A 22417-nucleotide genomic window follows, 5' to 3' on the forward strand; every position below is an offset into this window, starting at 1 on the left:
CGTTTCTCCCCGCGTGCCTTCACGTACACGACGCCGCGTCACCCTCCCCTCGCACCGCTGATCTCCCGCCCCGCGCTTCGCGCTGCCCACGCACCGGAACACGGCCGGCTCCCCCGACGACCCTGGAGACGCACCGCCATGCCCCGAACCCGGCACACCGCCGCCTTCGCCCTGATCACCGTGACCGCGCTCGCGCTCACCGCATGCGGATCGGCGGACCCGGCGCCGGCCGGTGGCGCACGGCCCGCCGCCGCGGGAGCGGGGAAGATCCCGACGACCGATGTGGTGTCGTCCGTACGGAAGGACGAGTCCGCGGCGAAGCTGCTGCCCCCCGGCGTCCGCGCCTCCGGAACCCTCAGCCTCGCCTCCAGCGTCGGCACTCCGCCCGGCGCCTTCTACCTGGAGGACGGCAGGACACCGGCCGGCGCCGACATCGACTTCGCGGACGCCGTGGCCAAGGCCCTCGGGGTGGAACTGAAGCGCGAGGTCGCGTCCTTCGACGCGATCCTGCCCGCGCTCGGCAGCGGGAAGTACGACGTGGGCACGGGGAACTTCGGGGTCACCGACGAGCGTCGCAGAACCATCGACTTCGTCACGTACATCAATGACGGCCAGGGCTTCGCGGTCCGCGAGGACAGCCCGCTGAAGAAGGTCACCGACCTCACCCAGCTCTGCGGCCTGACCGTGGCCACCGGCGCCGGGACCACCTTCGAGGTCACCCTGGAGGAGAACAGGCACCGCTGCGCCGAGGCGGGCAAGAAGCCGTACGACGTGCGCACGTACGCCGACCAGGCCGCCATCTGGATCTCGCTCCAGCAGGGCCGCAGCGATGTCGTGATGTCCACGATCAACGGGTTGCGCTATGCGGTGAAGCAGCAGGAGGGGCTGCGCTTCCTCAACGAGTTCAAGCGGCTCGACGTCGGCTTCGCCTTCAAGAAGGGCACCCCGCTGGCCCCCGCCTTCCAGGCCGCCGTCAACAGCATCAAGGCGGACGGCACCTACGACCGCATCCTGAAGAAGTGGGGCACCGCCGATTCGGCGATCAGGACCTCGCAGATCTCGCCGCCCGAGCTCAGGTGACCCGCCACCGGCCGGCTCAGCAGTCGCACCCGCAGTCGCAGTCGCAGCAGCCGCCGTCCTCCCCACCGCAGCTGCAACAGTTGCTGCAGTTGCTGCAGCAGTCACAGGCGTCGCAGCAGTCCCCGGGGTCGCACTTCTGGCAGAGCCCTTCGCGCTCGCTGCCGCTCCACGGGTCGTGGAAGCTCCCGCAGCACATCTGGCAGGTGCAGGCGAGACCGGCCCAGACCAGGCAGCCGGCTATGAGACCACGCCGGTTACGGGGCGGCTCGGGCGGGAGCGGCGGTCCTGGCGGGCCGTAGGGACCGCCGGGCGCCGGCGCGTACGGGTTGCCGGGAGGCGGCCCGTACGCGCCGACCAGACCCGTACCGCCCTCGCCGTGCGAGCAGGAGGCCGTGCCGAACGCCCGGTCCACGGAGCGCCGCAGCTCGTGTACGAGCAGCACGTGCGCCAGCTTGCTGTCCGTGAACTCCGCGTCGCGCATCGCCAGCCGTACGCCGTGCAGCGCGTCGTCGCACAGGCGCCGCGCCTCGGCGAGCGAGGTGCCGGTCGCGGTGAGCGGGTTCCAGGCACCCGACGCGGCGTCAGCCTCCCTGTCCTCCACGGCATCCAGCAGATGCGCGAGCCGCCCGAAGAGCCGGCCCGCCTCGGCGAGCGGCGCCGCGTTCTGCGGCTTGCCCGCGAGTACGGCCGTGTGCGCGAAGGCCGCAGCGGTCGCCGTCTCGGTGGGTTCGGTGACCGTCAGCAGCGGGGTTCCCAGGCCGGCGAGCGACTCGATCCCGGTCTGCCGGTCCACCGCGTCGACCAGGACCGCCGTGTCGAAGCCGAGCTCCGCTCCCGTGCGGGCCCCGGCCCGGTCCCAGCCTGCGGCGACCCGGCGTGCCGCCGCCGCGACCGGGCGTCGCGCCAACAGCCCGTCCCGGTCGGCCACGTGATCGCGCACCTTCGCCGACGCCAGGACGAGCGAGACCGCGGCGGCCAGCCGTGCCCCCTCGCCGCGGGCGACCGGTGCGGTGCGCATGGAGCGCAGCGGACAGGGGCCCGCGGTGCGACGCCGCCCGGTATCGCGTTCGGCCTGAGCCTCCGTCAGGACCGAGACGATCAGGCCGTCGTAGTTCGTGACAATCCGGGCGAACTGCCCATGGTCCGAGCGGAGCGCGAGACAGAGGCCGCAGAGATGCGCCATCCACTCCGTCTTCAGCCGCTCCGACAGGCGGTGGGTGCAGGGCCTGACGATTCCGAACACGACGTTCCCCCGGGAGTCCTTCATGGGCCGCGCCGGGCTCGTGCACCTGCGCGGCGTGCATCGTATCGAGCGATCCGTTCACTCGTACGCCCCCCATGTCACCCGTACGGGCCGGGGCATCATATTTTCTTTCTCACACCTGTCCTATGCGGGAAGAACCCTGACGAACCGCCACATCTTCTGCACCAGTACCGTCACGAATCCCCTGCGCGCCGACTATCCACTTGGCGCGGTATCCGCATCATGGACGACCATAGGGATACGAGAGAGATGCGGAACACCAAGGAACCGCGGTGAGAGGAGGCGTCCATGGGATCGGTGCGCAAGGCGAGTGCCTGGCTGGGCCTCGTAGAGGACAACGACGAGCGGTACTACGACGACGAGTACTCCGAAGGTGCTGAGACCGGTACGAACCAGGCGTGGGTGACCGACCCGCGGGTGCAGGTGGCCTCCGAGACGGCCGAGGAGAAGGGCCGCCGGATCGCGACCGTCACCCCGGACAGCTTCCGGGACGCACGGGGCATCGGTGAGCTCTACCGGGACGGCGTCCCGGTGATCGTCAATCTCACGGCCATGGACCCCACCGACGCCAAGCGCGTCGTGGACTTCGCCGCGGGACTGACCTTCGGACTGCGCGGCTCGATCGAGCGCGTGGCGACCCGGGTCTTCCTGCTGACCCCTGCCAACACCCAGGTACTCAACGGCGAAGCCGCCGGCCGGCCGGCCGACGGCTTCTTCAACCAGAGCTGAGCAAGGCGCTCGCCGGAATGGTCCGGCCGGAACCCCAACCGCTTTACCGGAAGGCATCCAGACCGGTGAGCGCCTTGCCCAGCACCAGCTGGTGCATCTCCACGGTCCCCTCGTAGGTGAGCACCGACTCCAGATTCGTCGCGTGGCGCATCACCGGGTATTCGAGCGAGATCCCGTTGGCGCCGAGGATCGTGCGTGAGGTGCGGCAGATCTCGATGGCCTCCCGCACGTTGTTGAGCTTGCCGAAGCTGACCTGCTCGGGACGGAGCGTGCCCGCGTCCATCCGCCGGCCCAGATGGTGGGCGAGCAGGATGCCCTTGTGCAGTTCGACGGCCATGTCCGCGAGCTTGGCCTGGGTGAGCTGGAAGCCGCCGATCGGCTTGCCGAACTGCTCCCGCGTCTTCGCGTAGTCGACCGCGGCCTCGAAGCTGGCGCGCGCCGCGCCCATCGCCCCCCAGACGATTCCGTACCGGGCATGGCTGAGGCAGCTGAGCGGTCCCCGCAGTCCGGTGACCCCCGGCAGGACCGCGTCCGCGGGCAGTCGCACGCCGTCGAGGACCAGCTCGCTGGTGACGGAGGCCCGCAGCGACCACTTGTGCTTGATCTCGGGCGCGGAGAAACCCGGGGTGTCGGTCGGCACGACGAAACCGCGGATTCCGGCGCCGCCCGTGCCCTCGTCGGTCTGCGCCCAGACGACGGCGACCCCGGCGACGGAGCCGTTGGTGATCCACATCTTGCGGCCGTCGAGCACCCAGTCCTCGCCGTCGCGCTTGGCGTACGTGCGCATGCCGGCCGGGTCGGAGCCGTGATCCGGCTCGGTGAGCCCGAAGCAGCCGATGATCTCGCCCGCCGCCATACCGGGCAGCCACTGCCGCTTCTGCTCCTCGGAGCCGAAGCGGTGGATCGCGTACATGGCGAGGGAGCCCTGCACGGAGACCAGGGAACGGATTCCGGAGTCGGCCGCCTCCAGCTCCAGGCAGGCCAGCCCGTACTGGACGGCGGAGGCGCCCGCGCAGCCGTATCCCTCCATGGACATGCCGAGGGCGCCGAGCGAACCCAGCTCCCGGGCGAGCTCGCGGATACCGGGCAGCTCACCGTTCTCGTACCACTCGGCGATGTGCGGCAGTACGCGGTCGGCCGCCCAGGCCCGGACGGTGTCACGGATCGCGAGGTCCTCGGGGCCGAGCAGATCGTCGACGCCGATCGGGTCGGCGGGGTCGAACGGCGGAAGCTTCGACGGCTTCGAGGGCGGCGTGGTGGACATGAGGGTGCCTCCGGCGGCTCGCACGGAACGAAAACTAGCAGTGGTAGTTATGACGTCCGTGCCGACATTACGGCTCAGTGTGCCGCTCGTCCAGAGCCGGTCACCTCGGCGGGTTCACGCCGCGCCGGCAGCGGAACCCGCGCCTGGGGACGCTCCTCGGTGCTCGCCGCCCGGGGCTCCGCGACGCGCGGTTCACGAGGCTGGGCGATGTGTGGTTCACAGGGGCGGCAGGACTCCGCCGGCGTGCAGTCCATGACCTTCGGCAGCCGCAGCGCGGCCAGCGCGCCGAGCAGCAGGAGCCCGGCACTGACCAGCAGCGTGAGGTGGAGGCCGTGCATGAAGGCGTGCCTGGCGGTGGTCCGCAGCAGGTCCCCCATCGGCCCGCCCAGCTGCCCCGCCACCTGGTACGCCTCGCCCAGCGAGTTCGAGGCCGCCGCTCCCGCCTCGGCGGGCACGCCCCGGCCGTGCAGCCCGGCGAGACCCGGCGCATAGGCGGCGTTCATGACACTGCCGAGCAGCGCGATGCCCATCCCCGCCCCCAGCTGGTAGGACGTCTCACCGATCGCCGCCGCACCGCCCGCCCGCTCGGCGGGGATCTCGCTCAGCATCGATTCGTACGCGCCGAAGAGCGTGGACTGGAGCCCGAAGCCGAGCAGCACGAAACCGACGGTCAGGAGGGCGGGCCGGTCGTGCTGCCCCATCAGGGTCAGCAGCAGCACCGCGGCCGCCGTCAGCACGAATCCCCAGCCGACCATCCGGCGTGGGCCGACGCGGCGCAGGGTGTACGAACCGGTGGCGCCCGCCACCATCGCGGCGAAGGTCAGCGGCAGCAGCCGCAGGCCGGTCTCCATCGGGGTGAGGTCGAGCACCAGCTGGAGGTACTGGACGGCGATCAGTTCCAGGCCGACCAGGGCGAGCATGGCCAGGACGATGCAGCCCACCGCGGTGCTGAACGCGGGCCGGGAGAACATCGCTATGTCGATCAAGGGATGCTTACGGCGCTTCTGCCTGCGTACGAAGAGCACGAGCAGCGCGGCACCGGTCACCAGGGGGGCGAAGGTCGCGATGCCCAGTACGCCTTCGCCACCTCCCAGCCGCTTCACCCCGAGGACGACACCCAGCACACCGGCCGCGGCCAGCAGCGCGCCGAACACGTCCCACGGGCCGTCGGCGGAGCCGCGGGATTCCGGCAGCAGCCGCCGGCCGATCGGCAGCATGACCGCCATCAGCGGGATGTTGATCAGGAAGACCGAGCCCCACCAGAAGTGCTCGACCAGGAAACCGCCGATCACCGGCCCGGTGGCGGCACCCACCGCGGCGACGGCCGTCCACACCCCGATGGCGAGGGCCCGCTCGCGGCGGTCGGGGAAGACCTGGCGGAGGATCGACAGTGTCGCCGGCATGATCATCGCGCCGCCGACACCGAGCAGGGCGCGGGCCGCTATCAGTACGGCCGGGGTGTCCGCCATCGCGGCGACCGCGGAGGCGACGCCGAAGAGTCCGTAACCGAACAGCAGGACCCGGCGTCTGCCGATCCGGTCACCGAGCGTGCCGAAGAGAATCAGCAGCGAGGCGCAGACCAGCGGGTAGGCGTCCACGATCCAGAGCAGGCCCACGGCGCTGGGCCGCAGGTCCTCGGTGACCGCGGGAACCGCGACATGAAGCACCGTCGCGTCGAGGGCGACGAGCAGCAGGCTGAGGCAGAGGACGACGAGCACGACCCAGCGGTTGGCGCCGGCGCCTGCTTCACGCAGCCGGTTTCCGGCCGTGGTCGTCCCGGACATGTACGTACCTCCCAGAGAGTCCCTCACGCTCGGCGGACCACCGGGAACCCCGCGTACGGCATCCCTCGGGCCCGGCATCGATGGGCGAGTGATCCGTCAGCGTACGCGAGTCCGGCGTGGTCAGACGTGGTCCACCTCATACCCCGGTGCGCCACGGAGTGTGGCGTACGCCACGCCGGGCCGCCCTGCCGGGCCCCTGCCCGGGTCCGCGCCGGGCGCCGCGGAGGGGCGTACGAGCGGTGCCCGCACAGGGCCGCGGACGCGTGGCAGCACCTCCGGTACACCCTTCGGACACCTCACGGACACACCCCGCGAATGGCCGGAGAAATTCATACAAGATCCCTCCGGCCTTATTTACCGGAGGTTCAAACACCCTTACGAGACAGCCGCGTAACCCATTGGACGAAAGGTCACGGGGATTCTCCGTGGCGTTCGGAATTGAGGCCCTGCTGAGACAAAGTCCACATCACATCGTCATCACAAAGCGGCCGGATCGGCCTGCTCTCACACTCACTCGCTGTAACGTCCATTGGGTGCGTACCGACATCTTTGCCCGTCTGGACCGGGAGCCGGAACCGCCGAAGATAGAGATCCCGCGGATGAGTCGTCACCGCATCGCTCTCTTCGGCGGGACTTTGGCGTTCTATCTCGCCATCGTCATCGCCGTGCTGGTCTCGTCCTGGCTGGTGGCCCTCGACTGGAAGGTCATGCTGTTCCGGCCGTACCAGCAGTGGCCCGAACTCCACGCCTTCCTCGACTACTACGTCGTCCTCGGCCAGCGAGGCCCGACCGCCGTGATGGTCGCCTGCTGGCTGGGGTGGCGGTCCTGGCGCCAGCACACCCTGCGTCCACTGCTCACCCTCGGCGCCTCACTGCTGCTGCTCAACGTGACGGTCGGCGCCGTCAAGATCGGCCTCGGGCGGCTCGGGCCGCACTACGCGACACAGATCGGCTCGGCCGAGATGTTCGCGGGCGGCGATATATTTCCTTCGGGACACACCGCCAATGCCGTCGTGACCTGGGGAATCCTCGCCTACCTGGCCACCACACCGCGGGCCAGGCGCTATCTGTCGGCCCTGTCGGCGACGGTCTCGCTCGGCGTCGGACTCACCACCGTCTACATCGGTACGCACTGGCTCAGCGATGTCCTGCTGGGCTGGGCGGCGGGGCTGCTGATCATGCTGGGCCTGCCGTGGTTCGAGCCGGTGATCACCCGCGCCGAGGCATGGATCTTCGCGGCGCGCGAGCGGTGGCGTGCGCGCAGGCGCCTGGCCCCGGTCGTGCCGGTCACCGTCGGCGGGCCGCAGCCCGTACTGCTCCCGCAGTCGATCGGCACCGAGAGCGCCGTGGGCTCCGAGGAGCCGAACCAGCCCCTCGGCACGGCCGGTCACCCGGCGATGAGCACCAGGCCACGTGCGCACACCGCGCGCTCCGAGCGGACCCCGGTCACTCCGGCCGGCCCCCGTCGCCCGCCGCACGCGGACCGCGCCCCCCGGGCCAACACCACCCCGGCCCGGCCCATGGGCGGCAGCTGAACCATCCCTGAACCGCGGGGACGGTACGCACAGCCTCTCCCCCGCACAGCGAAGGCCCCGACTCCGGTCGGGGCCTTCGCTCGTTCGGTGCGGACTCAGCCGCCTGTTCAGCCCACCCAGCAGCGGGTCACGGCGGACCGGTCGACCTCGAAGTTGATCCGACCGTGCATGAACTCCATGGTGATGATCGAGCCCGGCGGCAGCGCTCTGACGGTCTTCCAGCCGCGGGACCTGGCCTGCCGCTCGGCGGCTGCGGCATCGAGGCCCACGTACGACTGGGGGCTGTCGTCCGGCTGTGCGGGAGGGGTCGGTGTAGGTGCCATACCCCCCACCGTAGGCGGCCCCGGACCGCGACGGAAGGCGGGATACCGGGGCTCCGTACTGCATCCCCACATGCCGTACCGGTCACGCTTGTGTCACAGAATCCCCACACCCGTTTACATCGAACAGCGTCACTCGAACGGGCAGTTCAGAACGGCCGACGCGTTATGCGCGGACAACCGAGAATGATCTACGCACCACACCCGGCGGAGAATTGCGACCGGCAGGATCTCCGAGGTGACCTGCCATTTCTCCGCCCGCAAGGCACCGAGGAAAGGTGCACGCCACCTGAAATTCATGCTTCCTTATGTAGGACTTATATTTCTCGCATATCCAACGACCCGATCCCGCCCCGCTGTCCGGAATCCACTGCTCCGGACAGCCAGGACCAGGGCATCGGTACGGTGGCGGTCAGCCCAGCGCACGCGAGAGACGGTCTCTGGCCGTTCTGATCGCGTCCGTGAGCTCCTGGGGCTCGACCACCTCGAAGTCGAAGCCCATGAGCATCACGTGAATCACCAGCACATCGAGGCTCGCTGCCCCCGTACGCAGCAGAGAACTGTGCTCGTCGACCGCCTCCAGCACCCCCGCGGACGGCGAGATCCGCTCGGCCGCCCGTTCGAGCGGAACCTTCAGCCGGATGACCGCCCGCACCGCGTAGACCGTGGAGGAGACCCCCTTGGAGACGTACGCCGCCAGGTCCTCCGCGGGGGCGGCACGCGGCTCGAAGCGGGGGCCGTGCGGCGGGGTGAGCGTGATCCGGTCCGCGCGGAACGTACGCCAGTCGGAGCGGTCCACGTCCCAGCCGACCAGGTACCAGCGGCGCTCGGTGCACACCAGCCGGTGCGGCTCGACCGTCCTTCGCGAGACCGAGCCGCCGTGGGCGCGGTAGGCGAACCGCAGACGCTCGCTGTCCCGGCAGGCCCCGGCCAGCTCGGTGAGTACGCCGGGGTCGACTGTGGAGGCCTCGGGGCCGCGCAGCATGGGCACCGTGAAGGCCCCGAGCGCGCTCACCCGGCGCCGCAGCCGGTTCGGCAGCACCTGTTCGAGCTTGGCGAGCGCCCGGACGGAGGTCTCGCCGATGCCCTCGACGCCGTGGCCGGCCGCGGTGCGCAGCCCGACGGCGACCGCCACCGCCTCCTCGTCGTCCAGGAGCAACGGTGGCAGCTCGGCGCCGGCGCCGAGCTGATAGCCGCCGCCCGTGCCCGGGCTCGCGTGAACCGGATAACCGAGTTCGCGCAGCTTGTCGACGTCGCGGCGGACGGTACGGGGTGTGACGCCGAGCCGGCCGGCCAGATCGGCGCCTGACCAGTCCCGGTGGGCCTGCAACAGCGAGAGCAGGCGCAGCAGTCGTGCGGAGGTCTCCAGCATGGGGTGAGTCTGCCAGCGGTTGCGGACAACCAGTGTCCGCAACCGTCGGCAGCTCCCTCAGGGGCGCCGTCAGGCGGCGCCTGGCCTCACGCGGCCTTCCCCTTGCGGATCACGTCGGCCGCCTTGTAGCGCAGCGCGTACGCCCCGTCCAGCACGTTGCCGCGCGACCGGTGCAGTACGGTGCGCAGCGCGCTCCGCGAACGGCCGCGCGCACCCCGTGCGGCCAGCTCGGTGAAGAGGCCGAGATGGCGTTCCGCGATGGGCGCCGGGTCGAACCGCGCGGACGCGGCCAGCGCGGCGCGGCCCATGCGGCGGCGCAGCTCCTCGTCCTCCATCAGACCGAGCAGCGCGGCGGTGAGCGCGGCCTTGTCCCCTATGGGCACCAGCCGGCCGTCGGTGCCGTCCTCGATGATCTCGGCCGGTCCGTACGGGCAGTCGGTGGCGACGACGGGCAGGCCGCAGCGCATCGCCTCGACGATGGTCATGCCGAAGGACTCGCGGTCCGAAGTCACCGCCGCGATGGACCCCTTGGGCCACTCGGCCTCCATCGGGTGCACCGCCCCCATCATGAACACCTGCTCCTGGAGGCCGAGTTCGTCGATGAGCCGGCGCAGGGCCTGCTGCTCGTTGCCGGTCGCGTCACCGCTGCCGTAGATCCGCAGCCGCCAGTCCGGACGGACGGCCGCCACCTCCGCGAAGGCCTCGATCAGCAGGTCGTACCGCTTGACCCGGTGCAGCCGGCCCGCCGCGACGACCCATTTCTCCTCACAGGCCGCCGGTGGGCCCGAAGGCGCCGGGACGCTGTTCGCGATGGCCTCGATCCGAACCCCCGGCAGCCGCAGGCGGTTCCGGTAGTCCAGGGCGTCGGCCTCCGTCACGGTGGTGACGGCGTCGAGCAGCCCGTAACGGTGGCCGATCTCGCGGCGCAGCCGGTACGGATGACTGCCGAGCGTCAGGTGCTCCTGCGCGACGCGCACCGGTCCGCGCCTCGCCTGCCGGCTGATGTGGACGTTGAGGCCGGGCCGGGTGCCGACGACGACGTCCGCCTCCAGCGACTGGAGGTGGTCCGCGATCCGGGCGTCGGTGAGTCTGCTGTACTGCTTGTGCCTGCTGTCGCCGCGCGGGAACACCGTGGCGGGCCTGGCGTGTTCCGCCGCGTCGCCGTCGTAGGCCGGGCTCTTCTTGCGCAGGTCGACGAGATGCCTCAGCCGTACGCCCTCGGGAGCCCCAAGCGTGGGTGCGTCACGGTGCCGGAAGACCGAGACGATCTCGATGTCGTGGTGCTCGGCCAGCTGGCCGGCCAGATTGAACGTCGTACGGATCGTTCCCCCGATGCCGTACGCGTTGTGGAGCAGAAATGAGATGTGCATTGCGTCGCCGTATCCCCCTGGTCGACTGGTCTGCTGGGGACTGTACTTGTCGGCCGGTCAGCACACAGCATTCACACAGAAGTTCTACTGCGGGTCACGGCTCGATCACAGCAGGCCTATGACCAGCACTGTTCCCGGAATCAGTCGGTCCGGATCTTGGCCGACCGGCCCCGGTCCCGACCGGTCGTAGGGAGCGCCGCAGTGCGGCCAGGCACCCCAGCCCTGCGTCCGCAGCACCTCCTCGGCGACCTGGATCTGTTCCTCACGGGTGGCCAGATCCGCGCGCGGAGCATGGTCGAGACCGCCGTACTCCTCCCAGGTCGACTGCCGGAACTGGAGCCCGCCGTAGTAGCCGTTGCCCGTATTGGCGTGCCAGTCGCCACCGCTCTCGCAGGCGGCGACGCAGTCCCACGGGCCCTCGCTGTCGTCGCAGGCGTATCCGCCGGGCCGGTAGCCGCTCGCGGGCGCTCCGGGAGACGGCGGGGGCGGCGGCGCTGCCAGCGCGGCCGACGGCACGCACAGCAGGGCGAGAGAGAGGAGGACCGCCGCCACCGGCACGGAGATGGGCGGCGCTGCGGGTCTGGAGAACGGATGCGGCATCGGGTCACGCTAAGCGGCCGGGCCCGTGCGGGAACCGGGCCACGCGGCGCACCGGCGAGCCCCACCCGGTCGGCCGTGTGCGTCCTCCCGGCAGCCGTCTGCTCCTGCCGGGGGCCACCACCCGATTTCCTGACCGGCCGGCCCCGCCCGGGCCGGACTTCCGCACTTCGGTGCCCCTTCGCGCGTGACCCGGGCCCCGGCTCGTCCGTTGTCCTTTCATGAGCCGGGAACAGCCCGGCCCACGCACCGAGTTCGAGGAGCCACCCGTGCCGCGCATGCTCGACGTCAGCGAGGACGTACGCGCCGAGATCGGCGATGCCGAAGCCGACCGGCTGCTCGTCGGCGACAGCGCCCCAGGCAATTACGACTGCACTTCCTGCCGGACCCCCGGCGACTCCGAGCAGGAACGCACCAGCACGGTGCTGTTCGTCGGCGAGGAGACCGCCGTCCTCGCGTTCGCTCACGCGACCTGCATCCCCTCGCAGGTCGTCCAGGTCGCGGAGGACCAGCTCCAGGGGGCGGTGCGATCCATCACCGGCAGCGAGCCGGAGAACCCGGAGGGTCTCATGCCCGAACAGGCTGTCCTCGGCATCACCAGCGGTCTCGTCCTGATCGAGGACGATCTCCGACCGGCCCTGGTGGTCGAGCCGACAGGCCCCATCGCCCGGCCCGGCACCGACGGCAGCGGGGGCGACGAGTTCCTCCAGCTGCTGCTGGAGCAGGGCTTCCAGCCCACCCCCGACGTGAGCAGGCTGCCTGCCGTCCTCCCCGGCTGGTCGGTCCTCCTCGCCATGGGGCAGCTGCACGCCGTGCTGCAGCCGGGTTCCGGCGGTGGTACCCCCGTCGCCTGGTGGCAGGCCCACCGGCCGCTCCAGGTCACCGAAGGATGGCGGACCGCGGCCAACAAGGCGCAGACCGTCCTCGTCTTCGCGGCCCCGGCCGGTTCGATCGGTCAGCAGCCGCGCGAGGACCTGCTCCGCGACGCCCTGGAGAAGGCCGCCGTCAACGGACTGCTGGTGGCCGCCGCGATGCCGCTGGCCGGTACGTGACCGTGCCGGTACGCCCTTCGTACCCCCGCCGAACAGGGATTTCTCCGCCGGGCCCGCATCCCACCGGCGGCGAGGTCGTTGGCACATACGTGCACTCATACGACCCCTCCCGCCAGTACCAGAGTCAGATTCCTGCCATGCGTCCGTCGCAGGACCCATCGGGCGGGAAGTCGCCGACTCCGATCTACGACGCGCTGTACTCCGAGTACCGGCGATCGTTCCGTGCCCTGCCGGGTGACCGGAGCGGCGAGGAGAATCTCTCCTATCCGAGCTTCAGCGCCGGGCTGTTCGGCAGCCGGCCTCCGCTGAGCGGTCACCAGGCCACCGGCGGGCAGACCACGCACACCGGGAATCTCGGCTCCTGGCAGCGCGTCGGCCGACACGCGGGACGGACCCAGCCCGCCGCCCTCCCGCCGGGATCACGGGAACACTGACGGTACGACGAAGCCCCGGACCGCTCGCCTTCCGCGAGCGGTCCGGGGCTTCGTCGTGCGAACCCTACGAGGTCACTTCTTGCGGCCGCGCTTCTCGCGGACCCGGACCGAGATGTGGATCGGGGTGCCCTCGAAGCCGAACTCCTCGCGCAGGCGGCGCTCGACGAAGCGGCGGTAGCCGTGCTCCAGGAAGCCGGAGGCGAAGAGCACGAACCGCGGCGGCTTGGTGCCCGCCTGCGTGCCGAAGAGGATGCGGGGCTGCTTGCCGCCCCGGATCGGGTGCGGGTGCGAGGCGACGATCTCACCGAGGAAGGCGTTGAGCCGACCGGTGGGAATGCGGGTCTCCCAGCCCTCGATCGCGGTCTCGATCGCCGGGACCAGGCGCTCCATGTGCCGGCCGGTGACGGCCGAGACGTTGACACGGGGCGCCCAGGCGACCTGCGCGAGCTCCGTCTCGATGTCCCGCTCCAGGTAGTAGCGGCGCTCCTCGTCGAGGGTGTCCCACTTGTTGAAGGCGAGCACGATCGCGCGGCCCGCCTCCACGGCCATGGTGACGATCCGCTGGTCCTGGACGCTGATGGACTCGCTCGCGTCGATCAGGATGACGGCGACCTCGGCCTTCTCCACGGCGGCCGCGGTACGCAGCGAGGCGTAGTAGTCCGCGCCCTCCTGGAGGTGCACCTTGCGGCGGATACCGGCCGTGTCGATGAACTTCCAGGTGACGCCGCCGAGCTCGATCAGCTCGTCGACCGGGTCACGGGTGGTGCCCGCCAGGGCGTTGACGACGACGCGGTCCTCGTTGGCGACCTTGTTCAGGAGCGAGGACTTGCCGACGTTCGGGCGGCCGATGAGCGCGATGCGGCGCGGGCCGCCGAGGGCGGTGCCGAAGGTCTGCGCGGGGGCCTCGGGGAGTGCGTCCAGCACGGCGTCGAGCATGTCGCCCGTACCGCGGCCGTGCAGCGAGGAGACCGGGTGGGGCTGGCCGAGGCCGAGCGACCACAGCGCGGTGGCGTCGGCCTCGCCGCTCTGTCCGTCGACCTTGTTGGCGCACAGGACGACGGGCTTCTTCGCCTTGCGCAGCAGCCGGACGACGGCCTCGTCGGTGTCGGTCGCGCCGACGGTCGCGTCGACGACGAAGACGACGGCGTCGGCCGTCGAGATCGCGTATTCGGCCTGGGCCGCGACCGCGGCGTCCAGACCCAGCACGTCCTGCTCCCAGCCGCCGGTGTCGACGAGCTTGAAACGGCGCCCGGCCCATTCGGCCTCGTAGGTGACGCGGTCACGGGTGACACCCGGCTTGTCCTGCACGACGGCCTCACGGCGGCCGAGGATGCGGTTCACCAGGGTCGACTTGCCGACATTCGGGCGGCCGACGACGGCGAGGACGGGAAGCGGTCCGTGACCGGCCTCACCGATCGCGCCCTCGACCTCCTCGGGGTCGAACCCCTCCTGCGCGGCGAGCTCCATGAACTCCGCGTACTCGGCATCGCCAAGTGCTCCGTGCTCGTGGTCCGAGCCGTCGGAGTGAATCTGGTCGTTCATGAAGTCCGTTCCTCTTTACATCATCATCGATGGGCCGCTGTCAGCGCGTCCCACTACTCAAGTCTTACCTAGCGCCCGGTGAGGCGCCTGGCGTTTTCCAGGTGGGCGGTCAGCCGGCCCTGGATTCGTACGGTCGCCTCGTCGAGCGCCGCACGGGTCCGCCGCCCGCTCCCGCCCGCCCGTCGCCCACCACCACCCTTGACCGGGCTTCGCACCCCTTCTTGGGCCTGGAAGGCGTCGCCGAATACGACGTCCACCCGGCTGCGCAGCGGAGGCAACGCTGATATCAACCGTCCCCGGCGCTCCGTGCTTCCCAGGACGGCCACCGGGACGATCGGCGCCCCGCCGCGTACCGCGAAGTACGCGAGGCCTGCGCGCAGGGAGGCGAAGTCGCCCTCGCCCCTCGTGCCCTCGGGGAAGATCCCGAGGGCCCCGCCGTTCTCCAGTACGCCGAGCGCGTGGGTGATGGCGGTGCGGTCGACGGTCGTACGGTCCACTTTCAGCTGACCGATTCCGCGCAGGAACGGGTCGAGCGGGCCGACGAACGCCTCCTTCTTGATCAGGAAGTGGACGGGCCGGGGCGCTGTGCCCATCAGCATCGGTCCGTCGATGTTGTGAGCGTGGTTCACCGCGAGTATGACGGGTCCGGCGGCGGGGACCCGCCACGCGCCGAGAACACGGGGCTTGAACAGCCCGTACATCAGCCCGATGCCGATCCCTCGCCCGACGGCCGCTCCGCGCGGCGTGGGCGCCCCCGTGGCTTCGGTCACTTCGCGGCCCGCTTCTCCTCGACGAGGGTGACGACGCACTCGATGACCTGCTGAAGGCTCAGCTCGGTGGTGTCCACCTCGCACGCGTCGTCCGCCTTGGCCAGCGGCGAGGTCTTACGGCCGGAGTCGGCCGCGTCACGCTTGATCAGCGCCTCCTTGGTGGCGGCGAGATCCGAGCCCTTGAGCTCACCGCTGCGGCGGGCGGCGCGCGCCTCCGGGGAAGCGGTCAGGAAGATCTTGAGGTCGGCGTCCGGCAGGACGGTGGTGCCGATGTCACGCCCTTCGACCACGATGCCCCGCTCCGCTTCCGCGGCGATGGTCCGCTGCAGTTCGGTGATCCGGCTGCGCACCTCGGGGACCGCGCTGACGGCGCTGACCTTGGAGGTGACCTCCTGCGTACGGATCGGGCCCGCGGCGTCCTCGCCGTCGACGGTGATCGTGGGCGCGGCCGGGTCGGTGCCAGAGACGATGACCGGCTTCGCGGCGGCCGTCGCGACCTCCGCCGCGTCCTGCACGTCGATGCCGTTGTTCAGCATCCACCAGGTGATCGCCCGGTACTGGGCGCCGGTGTCCAGGTAGCTGAGCCCGAGCTGGGCGGCGACGGCCTTGGACGTGCTCGACTTGCCGGTGCCGGAGGGCCCGTCGATGGCGACGATCACCGCGGCCGGGGCGGTCGGGGCGGCGGCTGCTGCGGTTTCCACGGTGGTGGACACCTTCCTGGTACACGGGGTGGGCGGAGTCGGGCCACGGGACGGCCTCACCCAAGGTTACCGAGTGCCGGGCGGGCCCTTGTACCCCGTGCGCCCGGCACCGCTCACTGCCGGATCGACCAGCCCCTGTCCTGCAGCGCCGCACCGAGCGCCGGCGCCGCGCTCGGCTCGACCATCAGCTGCACCAGACCCGCCTGCTGACCGGTGGCGTGCTCGATGCGGACGTCCTCGATATTGACCCCGGCCCGTCCCGCGTCGGCGAAGATCCGGGCGAGCTCGCCCGGCCGGTCGCTGATGAGCACGGCCACGATCTCGTACGCGGCGGGGGCCGCCCCGTGCTTGCCCGGCACCCGGACCCGGCCCGCGTTGCCCCGGCGCAGGACGTCCTCGATGCCTTCGGTGCCCGCCCGGCGCTTGTCCTCGTCGCCCGACTGGAGGCCACGCAGCGCCCGGACCGTCTCGTCCAGGTCGTCGGCGACCCCGGCCAGCACATCGGCGACCGGCCCCGGGTTGGCGGACAGGATCTCCACCCACATCCGGGGATCGGAGGCCGCGATACGGGTGACGTCCCTGATCCCCTGCCCGCAGAGGCGTACGGCCGTCTCGTCGGCCTCCTCCAGGCGGGCGGCAACCATCGACGAGATGAGCTGCGGGGTGTGGGAGACGAGGGCGACGGCACGGTCGTGGGCGTCCGCGTCCATGACGACCGGTACGGCGCGGCAGAGCGCGACCAGCTCCAGGGCCAGGTTGAGCACCTCGGTGTCCGTGTCCCGGGTGGGGGTGAGGACCCAGGGGCGGCCCTCGAACAGGTCCCCGGTGGCCGCGAGGGGGCCCGAGCGCTCCTTGCCCGCCATCGGGTGCGTACCGATGTAGGGCGTGAGGTCGGTGCCGAGTGCTTCCAGTTCGCGGCGCGGGCCGCCCTTGACGCTCGCCACGTCGAGGTAGCCGCGCGCCACGCCTTCCCGCATGGCCGTGGCCAGGACGGAAGCGGTGTGCGCGGGCGGCACGGCGATGATCGCCAGGTCCACACGGCCTTCGGGCGCCTCGTCCGTACCGGCGCCGAGCGACGCCGCGGTGCGGGCCGACGACGGGTCCTGGTCGACGAGGTGGACGTGGACGCCCCGCCCGGCGAGGGCGAGCGCTGCGGAAGTGCCGACGAGGCCGGTACCGATGACGACGGCTGTTCTCACTGGGCGATGTCCTTGCGGAGGGCGCCGGTGGCGCCGAGGTAGACGTGGCTGATCCCGGCCTTGGAGAGGTCGGTCTCGACATGGGCGAGGATACGGACCACGCGGGGCATGGCCCCCTCGATGTCGAGCTCCTGCGCGCAGATCAGCGGTACGTCGACGATGCCGAGGCCGCGGGCGGCGGCGGCCGGGAAGTCGCTGTGGAGGTCCGGGGTGGCCGTGAACCAGACGCTGATCAGGTCGTCCGCGACGAGGCTGTTGCGCTCCAGGATGGCGGTGAGCAGGGCGCCGACCCGCTCGTCCATGTGTCCGGCCTCGTCCCGCTCCAGCTGGACGGCTCCGCGGACCGCTCGTACCGCCACGTCGTACTCCTCGCTTCTTCACCGGGCGCGCTCGGTGTGCGCCTCTGCGATTCAGCGTAGAGGGGTGGCGGAGACCATGGTCACGCCGCTCTGTCCGTGAGACGGCGGGTGGCCCGAATCGCGCGGCGAACACACCCCTCGGGTTGCTTCGCCATTCCGTTCCGTGGCGCAACGATCGTCGCGACGGGGAGTCCCCACACGAGGAGAGCCATGAACGCACGGCGAAGGACAGTCCTGACCGCGGGAGCGGCGGGCGCGGCCGCACTGGCGACGGGCTGCGGGTCGTCCGGGGACGGCGGCGGGGACAGCACGCCGCCCCCGGACGCCCCGGCGTCCGGAACCGGGGCCCCCGGTGAGGAGCTCGCCAGGACCTCCGACATCCCGGTCGGTGGCGGCACGGTCTTCAAGGAGCGGAAAGTGGTGGTGACCCAGCCGAAGGCCGGTGAGTTCAAGGCCTTCTCCGCGATCTGCACGCATGCCGGGTGCACGGTCTCGAAGGTCGGCGACGCCACGATCGACTGCGCGTGCCACGGCAGCAGGTTCGCCATCACGGACGGCGCCGTCGAGGCCGGGCCCGCGCCGCGTCCGCTGCCCGCCGAGCGGATCACCGTCTCCGGGGGCAGCATCCGGCTCACGTAAACCAGTGGCGCCGGCCGCCCCCGCCGCGCGTACCCTCTCGGCATGATCACCCCCGAAGCCGAGGTTCTCGTCCGCGATCACACGGTCTACTCGTGTGTGATGGGCTCCCGCGCCTTCGGTCTCGCGACGGCCGGCAGCGATACGGACCGGCGGGGTGTCTTTCTGGCCCCCACCCCGCTGTTCTGGCGCTTCGACAAGCCGCCGACGCACATCGAGGGGCCTTCGGACGAGCAGTTCTCCTGGGAGCTGGAACGCGTCTGCGAGCTTGCGCTGCGCGCCAATCCCAATGTGCTGGAGTGCCTGCACTCGCCGCTCGTCGAACGGATCGACGCCACCGGCCGGGAACTGCTCGACCTGCGCGGGGCGTTCCTGTCCCGCCTCGCCCACCAGAGCTTCGCCGGCTACGCCCTGGGCCAGCGCCGAAAGCTGGACGCGGACGTACGGCTGTACGGGGCGCCCCGGTGGAAGCACGCCATGCATCTGCTCCGGCTCCTGACGAGCAGCCGGGATCTCCTGCGCACGGGCCGGCTGACGATCGAGGTCGGCGAGGCCCGCGAGGACCTGCTCGCGGTCAGACGCGGCGAGGTCCCCTGGACCGAGGTGGAACGCCGGATGACCCGCCTGTCCGAGGAGAACGCCGAGGCGGCGCTCACCACCCCGCTGCCGCCCGCCCCGGACCGGGCCCGGGTGGAGGACTTCCTGATCCGGACCCGCCGGGCATCGGCGTCCCTGTCCGTCTGAGCGGTGGGTGGTCCGGGGCGCCGGAACCAGCCCGTCCGGCGCTTGAGGACGGCCCCCTCACCACACGACGACGATCACGCATCCCACAGCGCCCCCAACGACAGCAGATCGCTGCGGTACTCGATCCGCTCCGACCACTCCTTCGGCCACACCCCCGCCCCCAGATGCGCCCCCGACAACGCCCCCGTCAGGCAGGCCAGCGAGTCGGAGTCACCCCGCGTGCAGGCCGCCCGGCGCAGAGCGGTCAGGGGTTCCTCGGGGAAGAGGAGGAAGCAGTGCAGGGCCGTGGCGAGGGCCTCCTCAGCGATCCAGCCGTCGCCGGTCACCTCGCACGGGTCGGTCTCGGGGGACGGATCACGCAACGCGTCCTGGACCTTCGCCAGCGCGGCCAGGCACTCGTCCCAGCCCCGCCGGATGTACGCCTCCGGGGTGGCATCGCCCGCGTACCGCCACAGGTCACCCAGCCAGCGCGTGAGGTAGCGGCCACTGTTCTCGTACGCGTAGCTGCGCAGCTGTCCGACCAGTCCCAGCGGTTCCGCCCCCTGTGCCAGCAGGAACACCGCGCGGGCCATCAGGTCGGAGGCGGCCAGCGCCGTGGGGTGGCCGTGCGTGAGCGCGGCCTGGAGCTGCGCGGCCCCGGCGCGCTGTTCCTCGCTGAGCCCCGGTACGAGCCCCACCGGCGCCACCCGCATGTTCGCTCCGCAGCCCTTGGAGCGGGTCTGGCTGGCCTCCTGCCAGGCCCGGTCGCCGTCGAGCAGGCGGCAGGCCTGGAGACAGGTGTTGCCGGGGGCCCGGTTGTTGTCCGGGTGGTGGTACCAGCTGACGAACTCCTCGCGCATCGGTCCGACGAGCCGCAGGGGCGTGAGCAGCCCGCTGTCCATCGCGGTACGGATGCCCCGTCCGAGGGCCAGCGTCATCTGGGTGTCGTCGCTGACGAGGGCCGGCGTCGGAAGGGCCATCTGCCGCCACGGCCCGCACTTCGCGAGGATGGACGGCACATCGTTGAACTCGGTCGGGAAGCCCAGCGCGTCCCCCAGCGCGAGCCCGGTCAGGGCCCCCGTGGCGGCCTGTTTGGTCATCGTCCTCGTCACGATCATCCGTTTCGTCCTTCCGGGCGCAGGAGTGGAGGGTGCAGGGCGGCAGCGGCACCCGCCCGGTACAGGGCGGCCGGTTTCCCCCGTCCGCCGGTGCGGCGCGGCGATCCTTCGACGGCTTCGACGAAGCCGGGCGTGGCCAGGACCTTGCGCCGGAAGTTGGGGCGGTCGAGCTCGACGCCCCAGACCGTTTCGTAGACCTGCTGGAGCTCGCCGAGCGTGAACTCGGCGGGGCAGAACGCGGTGGCCAGGCAGGTGTACTCGAGTTTGGCGCCGATCCGGTCGTACGCGTCGGCGAGGATGCGCTCGTGGTCGAAGGCGAGGTCGCCGGGCTCGCTCGCGTCCCACCACTGGGCGTGCGTGGCGTCCCCGCCGCCGCGCGGTTCGGGCAGGTCGGGCAGGAGCGCGGCGTAGGCGACGGAGACGACCCGCATCCGGGGGTCCCGGTCCGGTTCGGTGTAGGTGCGGAGCTGTTCGAGGTGGAGGCCGCCGACGGTGTCCTGGGTGAGGCCGGTCTCTTCCGCGAGTTCCCGGCGGGCGGCCTCCTCCGCGGACTCCCTGGGCAGGATGAAGCCGCCCGGCAGCGCCCATCGGCCCTTGTACGGTTCCCCGCCCCGCTCCACGAGGAGCACATGGAGCCGTGCGCCGCGGACCGTGAAGACGGCCAGGTCGACGGTGACAGCGAAGGGGGCGAAGGCATGGGGGTCGTAGCCCTCGGGAGCCGTGTTCATCGCCGCTCCGGGAGCGGCGCGGCGAAGTCCCAGCCTCTGGCGAGCAGGGCGTCCACGGCCGCCACGGCCGTGGTGAGGCGTTCGGGGTGAGGGCCGGACAGCTCGATGAACTCCCGGCCCGTCCGCGTGAGTTCGGCGCGGAACCGGTCCGTCATCCAGGGCCGCAGTTCCTCGCCGTCGCGCAGCCCGTCGTCCTCGAAGGCGACCCCTTCGTGGTCGGTGAGCAGCCAGAGATGGTGGCCGACCAGGTCGGCGGTCCGCTCGACGAGCGGATTGCGTCCGCCGACGTACCGCTCGTGCCAGACAGTGGTGGCGAAGGAGTCCGTGTCGCAGAAGAGGACCGGGGAGCCGGTCCGGGCGGCCGCGTTCTCCCGTGCGTTCTGGGCTGCGGCGATCAGCGGGAAGTCGTCCGTGGTGAAGTTCACGTCCTCCCATTGCGCGCCCGGCTCCAGGCGGCGCAGGGCGGCCAGCTTCTGTTCGCTGAACTCCCGTCCGTACTCGGCGACCCAGCCGGTTCGCGCCCAGACGCCACCCCGCTCGCGGTAGTGCTCGGCGAGGGCCCTGGCCATCGTCGTGGTGCCGGTGGATTCGGCGCCGAGGACGACGATCCGGCGGGTGAGCGCGACCCGTACGGGCGGTTCGAGGAAGTCCCAGGAGCCGACCGGGTCCTTGCGCACCGCCGTGCCGGAGACCGGGAACACGGTGCGGTCGGGGTCGACGCAGACGGATGCGGCGCCGAAGCGGCGGGCCAGCTCGTCCCCGTACGACTCCGAGGTGAAGACGGCGTCGACCCGCTCCGGGACGGCTTCGGTGAACACGGCCATGTGGGCGTCCCAGACGGCCGGGTCGTGGAGGTCCATGCGGGTGTCGTCGACGGCGCCCACCACGGTCGCCTCCGGGTGGATCTCCCGCATCCAGGCGACCCGGTCGGCGAGGGGGACGGACTCCACGGAGGCGGCGCAGACCAGGACGGTCAGCCGTTCGCAGCGGTCCTGGGCGGTGCGGACGAGGTGGTGGTGACCGGCGTGGGGCGGGTAGAACTTGCCGAGGACCAGGCCGTGTTCGTAGCGCTTCATGCCGACGCCCCCGTCAATTCCGGTGCCTTGGGAGCAAGTTCGCGACTCCAGTTACGCAGGCCGATGAGGCAGAGCGTCAGGAAGCCCGCGTACAGGAGCGAGGTGAGGTAGAGCTCCTTGTACGCGTACAGCGGGATGTAGACCACATCGGCGGCGATCCACAGCCACCAGGACTCCACCCGCTTGCGGCACTGTCCGTACGTCGCCATGAGCGAGAGCGACGTGGTCAGCGCGTCCCAGAACGGGACCGTCGAGTCGGTGGCCCGGGAGAGCAGAAGGGTCAGGGCGAGTGTCCCCACCGCCCCCGCCGTGAGCAGCCAGGTCCATTCGGTGCGGGTGGTGCTGCGCACCGGCAGGACCCGCGTACCTGGTCCACCCCCGTGGGTCCAGGTCCACCAGCCGTACGCGGCGAGGGCGATGAAGACGATCTGGAGGCCGGCGTCTGCGTAGAGGCCGGCCTGCGTGAACAGCAGGATGAAGAAGAGGTTGTTGGCGATGCCGATCGGCCAGTTGGCGAGGTGCTGGCGGGCCACGAGCCAGACGCAGAGCGCTCCGCTGCCGAAGCCCAGGACCTCGGTCCAGCTGACCGGCGTACCGAGGACCGTCACCAGGGGTTGCTGCAGGGGATCGAGAATGTCCGCGAGACTCACGCCCGCCTCCTTTATAGTCATTCTGACTATAAAGGAGGAACGGCGACAGCAAAAGGCCCGCGGCCGATTTCCTGTTCGAGACGAACAGGAGCCGGACGCGGGCCCCTTGAGGAG

At 71.1% G+C, this 22417-nt stretch carries 23 protein-coding genes; 7 read left to right on the top strand and 16 right to left on the bottom strand.

Annotated elements, in window-relative coordinates:
- The first annotated feature begins 138 nt into the window (after nt 1-138).
- A complete protein-coding gene (locus AC07FA_RS22505; RefSeq protein WP_479077722.1) occupies nt 139-1080 on the top strand; it encodes an ABC transporter substrate-binding protein in 942 nt (313 codons plus the stop codon).
- A 16-nt stretch (nt 1081-1096) separates the two neighbouring features.
- On the opposite strand, the gene AC07FA_RS22510 is transcribed toward AC07FA_RS22505, so the two are convergent.
- Nucleotides 1097-2347 (bottom strand): DUF5685 family protein, encoded by a 1251-nt coding sequence (locus AC07FA_RS22510; RefSeq protein WP_479077723.1) that lies wholly within the window; start codon nt 2345-2347, stop codon nt 1097-1099.
- Between the two features lie 285 nt (nt 2348-2632).
- Between AC07FA_RS22510 and AC07FA_RS22515 the strand changes: the two genes are divergently transcribed.
- A complete protein-coding gene (locus tag AC07FA_RS22515) occupies nt 2633-3073 on the top strand; it encodes a cell division protein SepF (protein WP_479077725.1) in 441 nt (146 codons plus the stop codon).
- A 43-nt stretch (nt 3074-3116) separates the two neighbouring features.
- Here the strand turns inward: AC07FA_RS22515 and AC07FA_RS22520 are convergent, their stop codons facing one another.
- Together AC07FA_RS22520 and AC07FA_RS22525 are read right to left on the bottom strand one after the other, a co-directional pair.
- Complete coding sequence (locus tag AC07FA_RS22520) at nt 3117-4337, bottom strand: acyl-CoA dehydrogenase family protein (protein ID WP_479077726.1); 1221 nt, start codon at nt 4335-4337, stop codon at nt 3117-3119.
- Between the two features lie 74 nt (nt 4338-4411).
- Nucleotides 4412-6121, bottom strand: coding sequence for an MFS transporter (locus AC07FA_RS22525; RefSeq protein WP_479077727.1), 1710 nt, complete (start codon nt 6119-6121; stop codon nt 4412-4414).
- 533 nt (nt 6122-6654) lie between these two features.
- Between AC07FA_RS22525 and AC07FA_RS22530 the strand changes: the two genes are divergently transcribed.
- Nucleotides 6655-7656 carry a phosphatase PAP2 family protein gene (locus AC07FA_RS22530; protein ID WP_479077728.1) on the top strand — a complete coding sequence of 334 codons (1002 nt, stop codon included), beginning with the start codon at nt 6655-6657 and terminating at the stop codon, nt 7654-7656.
- 107 nt (nt 7657-7763) lie between these two features.
- Here AC07FA_RS22530 and AC07FA_RS22535 read toward each other — a convergent pair whose 3' ends face one another.
- From AC07FA_RS22535 to AC07FA_RS22550, 4 genes are all read right to left on the bottom strand, one after another.
- Complete coding sequence (locus AC07FA_RS22535; RefSeq protein WP_479077729.1) at nt 7764-7979, bottom strand: I78 family peptidase inhibitor; 216 nt, start codon at nt 7977-7979, stop codon at nt 7764-7766.
- Between the two features lie 409 nt (nt 7980-8388).
- A complete protein-coding gene (locus AC07FA_RS22540; RefSeq protein ID WP_479077730.1) occupies nt 8389-9348 on the bottom strand; it encodes a helix-turn-helix transcriptional regulator in 960 nt (319 codons plus the stop codon).
- Nucleotides 9349-9434: 86 nt separating this feature from the next.
- Nucleotides 9435-10718, bottom strand: a complete 1284-nt coding sequence (locus AC07FA_RS22545) for a glycosyltransferase family 4 protein (RefSeq protein WP_479077732.1) — start codon at nt 10716-10718, stop codon at nt 9435-9437.
- A 105-nt stretch (nt 10719-10823) separates the two neighbouring features.
- The gene (locus AC07FA_RS22550) at nt 10824-11318 is read right to left on the bottom strand and encodes a transglycosylase family protein (protein ID WP_479077734.1); all 495 of its coding nucleotides are present in this window, start codon (nt 11316-11318) and stop codon (nt 10824-10826) included.
- Between the two features lie 266 nt (nt 11319-11584).
- On the opposite strand from AC07FA_RS22550, the gene AC07FA_RS22555 reads away from it, so the two are divergent.
- Both AC07FA_RS22555 and AC07FA_RS22560 read left to right on the top strand, forming a co-directional pair.
- On the top strand, nt 11585-12367 hold the full coding sequence (locus tag AC07FA_RS22555) for a hypothetical protein (protein WP_479077735.1): 783 nt from the start codon (nt 11585-11587) through the stop codon (nt 12365-12367).
- A gap of 137 nt (nt 12368-12504) precedes the next feature.
- Complete coding sequence (locus tag AC07FA_RS22560) at nt 12505-12801, top strand: hypothetical protein (protein ID WP_479077736.1); 297 nt, start codon at nt 12505-12507, stop codon at nt 12799-12801.
- Between the two features lie 72 nt (nt 12802-12873).
- Here AC07FA_RS22560 and der read toward each other — a convergent pair whose 3' ends face one another.
- The 5 genes from der to aroH all read right to left on the bottom strand — a co-directional run bounded on the left by der (nt 12874) and on the right by aroH (nt 17372).
- Nucleotides 12874-14343 carry a ribosome biogenesis GTPase Der gene (gene der, locus AC07FA_RS22565; RefSeq protein ID WP_479077738.1) on the bottom strand — a complete coding sequence of 490 codons (1470 nt, stop codon included), beginning with the start codon at nt 14341-14343 and terminating at the stop codon, nt 12874-12876.
- Between the two features lie 68 nt (nt 14344-14411).
- Nucleotides 14412-15113, bottom strand: coding sequence for a lysophospholipid acyltransferase family protein (locus AC07FA_RS22570; protein ID WP_479077739.1), 702 nt, complete (start codon nt 15111-15113; stop codon nt 14412-14414).
- Nucleotides 15110-15826 carry a (d)CMP kinase gene (gene cmk / locus AC07FA_RS22575; RefSeq protein WP_479077741.1) on the bottom strand — a complete coding sequence of 239 codons (717 nt, stop codon included), beginning with the start codon at nt 15824-15826 and terminating at the stop codon, nt 15110-15112. Before cmk ends, AC07FA_RS22570 begins: the two co-directional genes overlap by 4 nt.
- Before the next feature lie 101 nt (nt 15827-15927).
- A complete protein-coding gene (locus AC07FA_RS22580; protein ID WP_479077742.1) occupies nt 15928-17013 on the bottom strand; it encodes a prephenate dehydrogenase in 1086 nt (361 codons plus the stop codon).
- Nucleotides 17010-17372 carry a chorismate mutase gene (gene aroH / locus AC07FA_RS22585; RefSeq protein WP_479077743.1) on the bottom strand — a complete coding sequence of 121 codons (363 nt, stop codon included), beginning with the start codon at nt 17370-17372 and terminating at the stop codon, nt 17010-17012. Before aroH ends, AC07FA_RS22580 begins: the two co-directional genes overlap by 4 nt.
- Before the next feature lie 210 nt (nt 17373-17582).
- Here aroH and AC07FA_RS22590 point away from each other — a divergent pair, with 210 nt between their 5' ends.
- Entirely contained in the window at nt 17583-18011 is a 429-nt protein-coding gene (locus AC07FA_RS22590; protein WP_479077745.1) for a Rieske (2Fe-2S) protein, read from the top strand.
- A gap of 42 nt (nt 18012-18053) precedes the next feature.
- Nucleotides 18054-18752 carry a nucleotidyltransferase domain-containing protein gene (locus AC07FA_RS22595; RefSeq protein ID WP_479077746.1) on the top strand — a complete coding sequence of 233 codons (699 nt, stop codon included), beginning with the start codon at nt 18054-18056 and terminating at the stop codon, nt 18750-18752.
- 74 nt (nt 18753-18826) lie between these two features.
- On the opposite strand, the gene AC07FA_RS22600 is transcribed toward AC07FA_RS22595, so the two are convergent.
- Genes AC07FA_RS22600 through pnuC form a run of 4 tightly spaced genes read right to left on the bottom strand, consistent with a single transcriptional unit; the run spans nt 18827 to nt 22303 of the window.
- Nucleotides 18827-19849: an ADP-ribosylglycohydrolase family protein gene (locus AC07FA_RS22600; RefSeq protein ID WP_479077747.1), complete on the bottom strand. Its 1023-nt coding sequence runs from the start codon at nt 19847-19849 to the stop codon at nt 18827-18829.
- Nucleotides 19846-20577 carry an NUDIX hydrolase gene (locus AC07FA_RS22605; protein WP_479077749.1) on the bottom strand — a complete coding sequence of 244 codons (732 nt, stop codon included), beginning with the start codon at nt 20575-20577 and terminating at the stop codon, nt 19846-19848. The genes AC07FA_RS22600 and AC07FA_RS22605 overlap by 4 nt, the downstream gene beginning before the upstream one ends.
- Nucleotides 20574-21653: an AAA family ATPase gene (locus tag AC07FA_RS22610; protein WP_479077750.1), complete on the bottom strand. Its 1080-nt coding sequence runs from the start codon at nt 21651-21653 to the stop codon at nt 20574-20576. Before AC07FA_RS22610 ends, AC07FA_RS22605 begins: the two co-directional genes overlap by 4 nt.
- Nucleotides 21650-22303, bottom strand: a complete 654-nt coding sequence (gene pnuC / locus AC07FA_RS22615) for a nicotinamide riboside transporter PnuC (RefSeq protein WP_479077752.1) — start codon at nt 22301-22303, stop codon at nt 21650-21652. The genes AC07FA_RS22610 and pnuC overlap by 4 nt, the downstream gene beginning before the upstream one ends.
- Nucleotides 22304-22417: the final 114 nt, after the last annotated feature.

This window comes from Streptomyces sp. NPDC045968, assembly GCF_056430475.1.

What these genes read in the sequence shown, in the direction of transcription:
- AC07FA_RS22545 (WP_479077732.1), bottom strand. Translation starts at nt 10,718, where the DNA reads ATGCACATCTCATTTCTGCTCCACAACGCGTACGGCATCGGGGGAACG.
- AC07FA_RS22540 (WP_479077730.1), bottom strand. Translation starts at nt 9,348, where the DNA reads ATGCTGGAGACCTCCGCACGACTGCTGCGCCTGCTCTCGCTGTTGCAG.
- AC07FA_RS22505 (WP_479077722.1), top strand. Translation starts at nt 139, where the DNA reads ATGCCCCGAACCCGGCACACCGCCGCCTTCGCCCTGATCACCGTGACC.
- AC07FA_RS22595 (WP_479077746.1), top strand. Translation starts at nt 18,054, where the DNA reads ATGATCACCCCCGAAGCCGAGGTTCTCGTCCGCGATCACACGGTCTAC.
- AC07FA_RS22550 (WP_479077734.1), bottom strand. Translation starts at nt 11,318, where the DNA reads ATGCCGCATCCGTTCTCCAGACCCGCAGCGCCGCCCATCTCCGTGCCG.
- AC07FA_RS22600 (WP_479077747.1), bottom strand. Translation starts at nt 19,849, where the DNA reads ATGATCGTGACGAGGACGATGACCAAACAGGCCGCCACGGGGGCCCTG.
- AC07FA_RS22590 (WP_479077745.1), top strand. Translation starts at nt 17,583, where the DNA reads ATGAACGCACGGCGAAGGACAGTCCTGACCGCGGGAGCGGCGGGCGCG.
- AC07FA_RS22560 (WP_479077736.1), top strand. Translation starts at nt 12,505, where the DNA reads ATGCGTCCGTCGCAGGACCCATCGGGCGGGAAGTCGCCGACTCCGATC.
- AC07FA_RS22520 (WP_479077726.1), bottom strand. Translation starts at nt 4,337, where the DNA reads ATGTCCACCACGCCGCCCTCGAAGCCGTCGAAGCTTCCGCCGTTCGAC.
- AC07FA_RS22510 (WP_479077723.1), bottom strand. Translation starts at nt 2,347, where the DNA reads ATGAAGGACTCCCGGGGGAACGTCGTGTTCGGAATCGTCAGGCCCTGC.
- AC07FA_RS22525 (WP_479077727.1), bottom strand. Translation starts at nt 6,121, where the DNA reads ATGTCCGGGACGACCACGGCCGGAAACCGGCTGCGTGAAGCAGGCGCC.
- der (WP_479077738.1), bottom strand. Translation starts at nt 14,343, where the DNA reads ATGAACGACCAGATTCACTCCGACGGCTCGGACCACGAGCACGGAGCA.
- AC07FA_RS22610 (WP_479077750.1), bottom strand. Translation starts at nt 21,653, where the DNA reads ATGAAGCGCTACGAACACGGCCTGGTCCTCGGCAAGTTCTACCCGCCC.
- AC07FA_RS22605 (WP_479077749.1), bottom strand. Translation starts at nt 20,577, where the DNA reads ATGAACACGGCTCCCGAGGGCTACGACCCCCATGCCTTCGCCCCCTTC.
- AC07FA_RS22515 (WP_479077725.1), top strand. Translation starts at nt 2,633, where the DNA reads ATGGGATCGGTGCGCAAGGCGAGTGCCTGGCTGGGCCTCGTAGAGGAC.
- AC07FA_RS22535 (WP_479077729.1), bottom strand. Translation starts at nt 7,979, where the DNA reads ATGGCACCTACACCGACCCCTCCCGCACAGCCGGACGACAGCCCCCAG.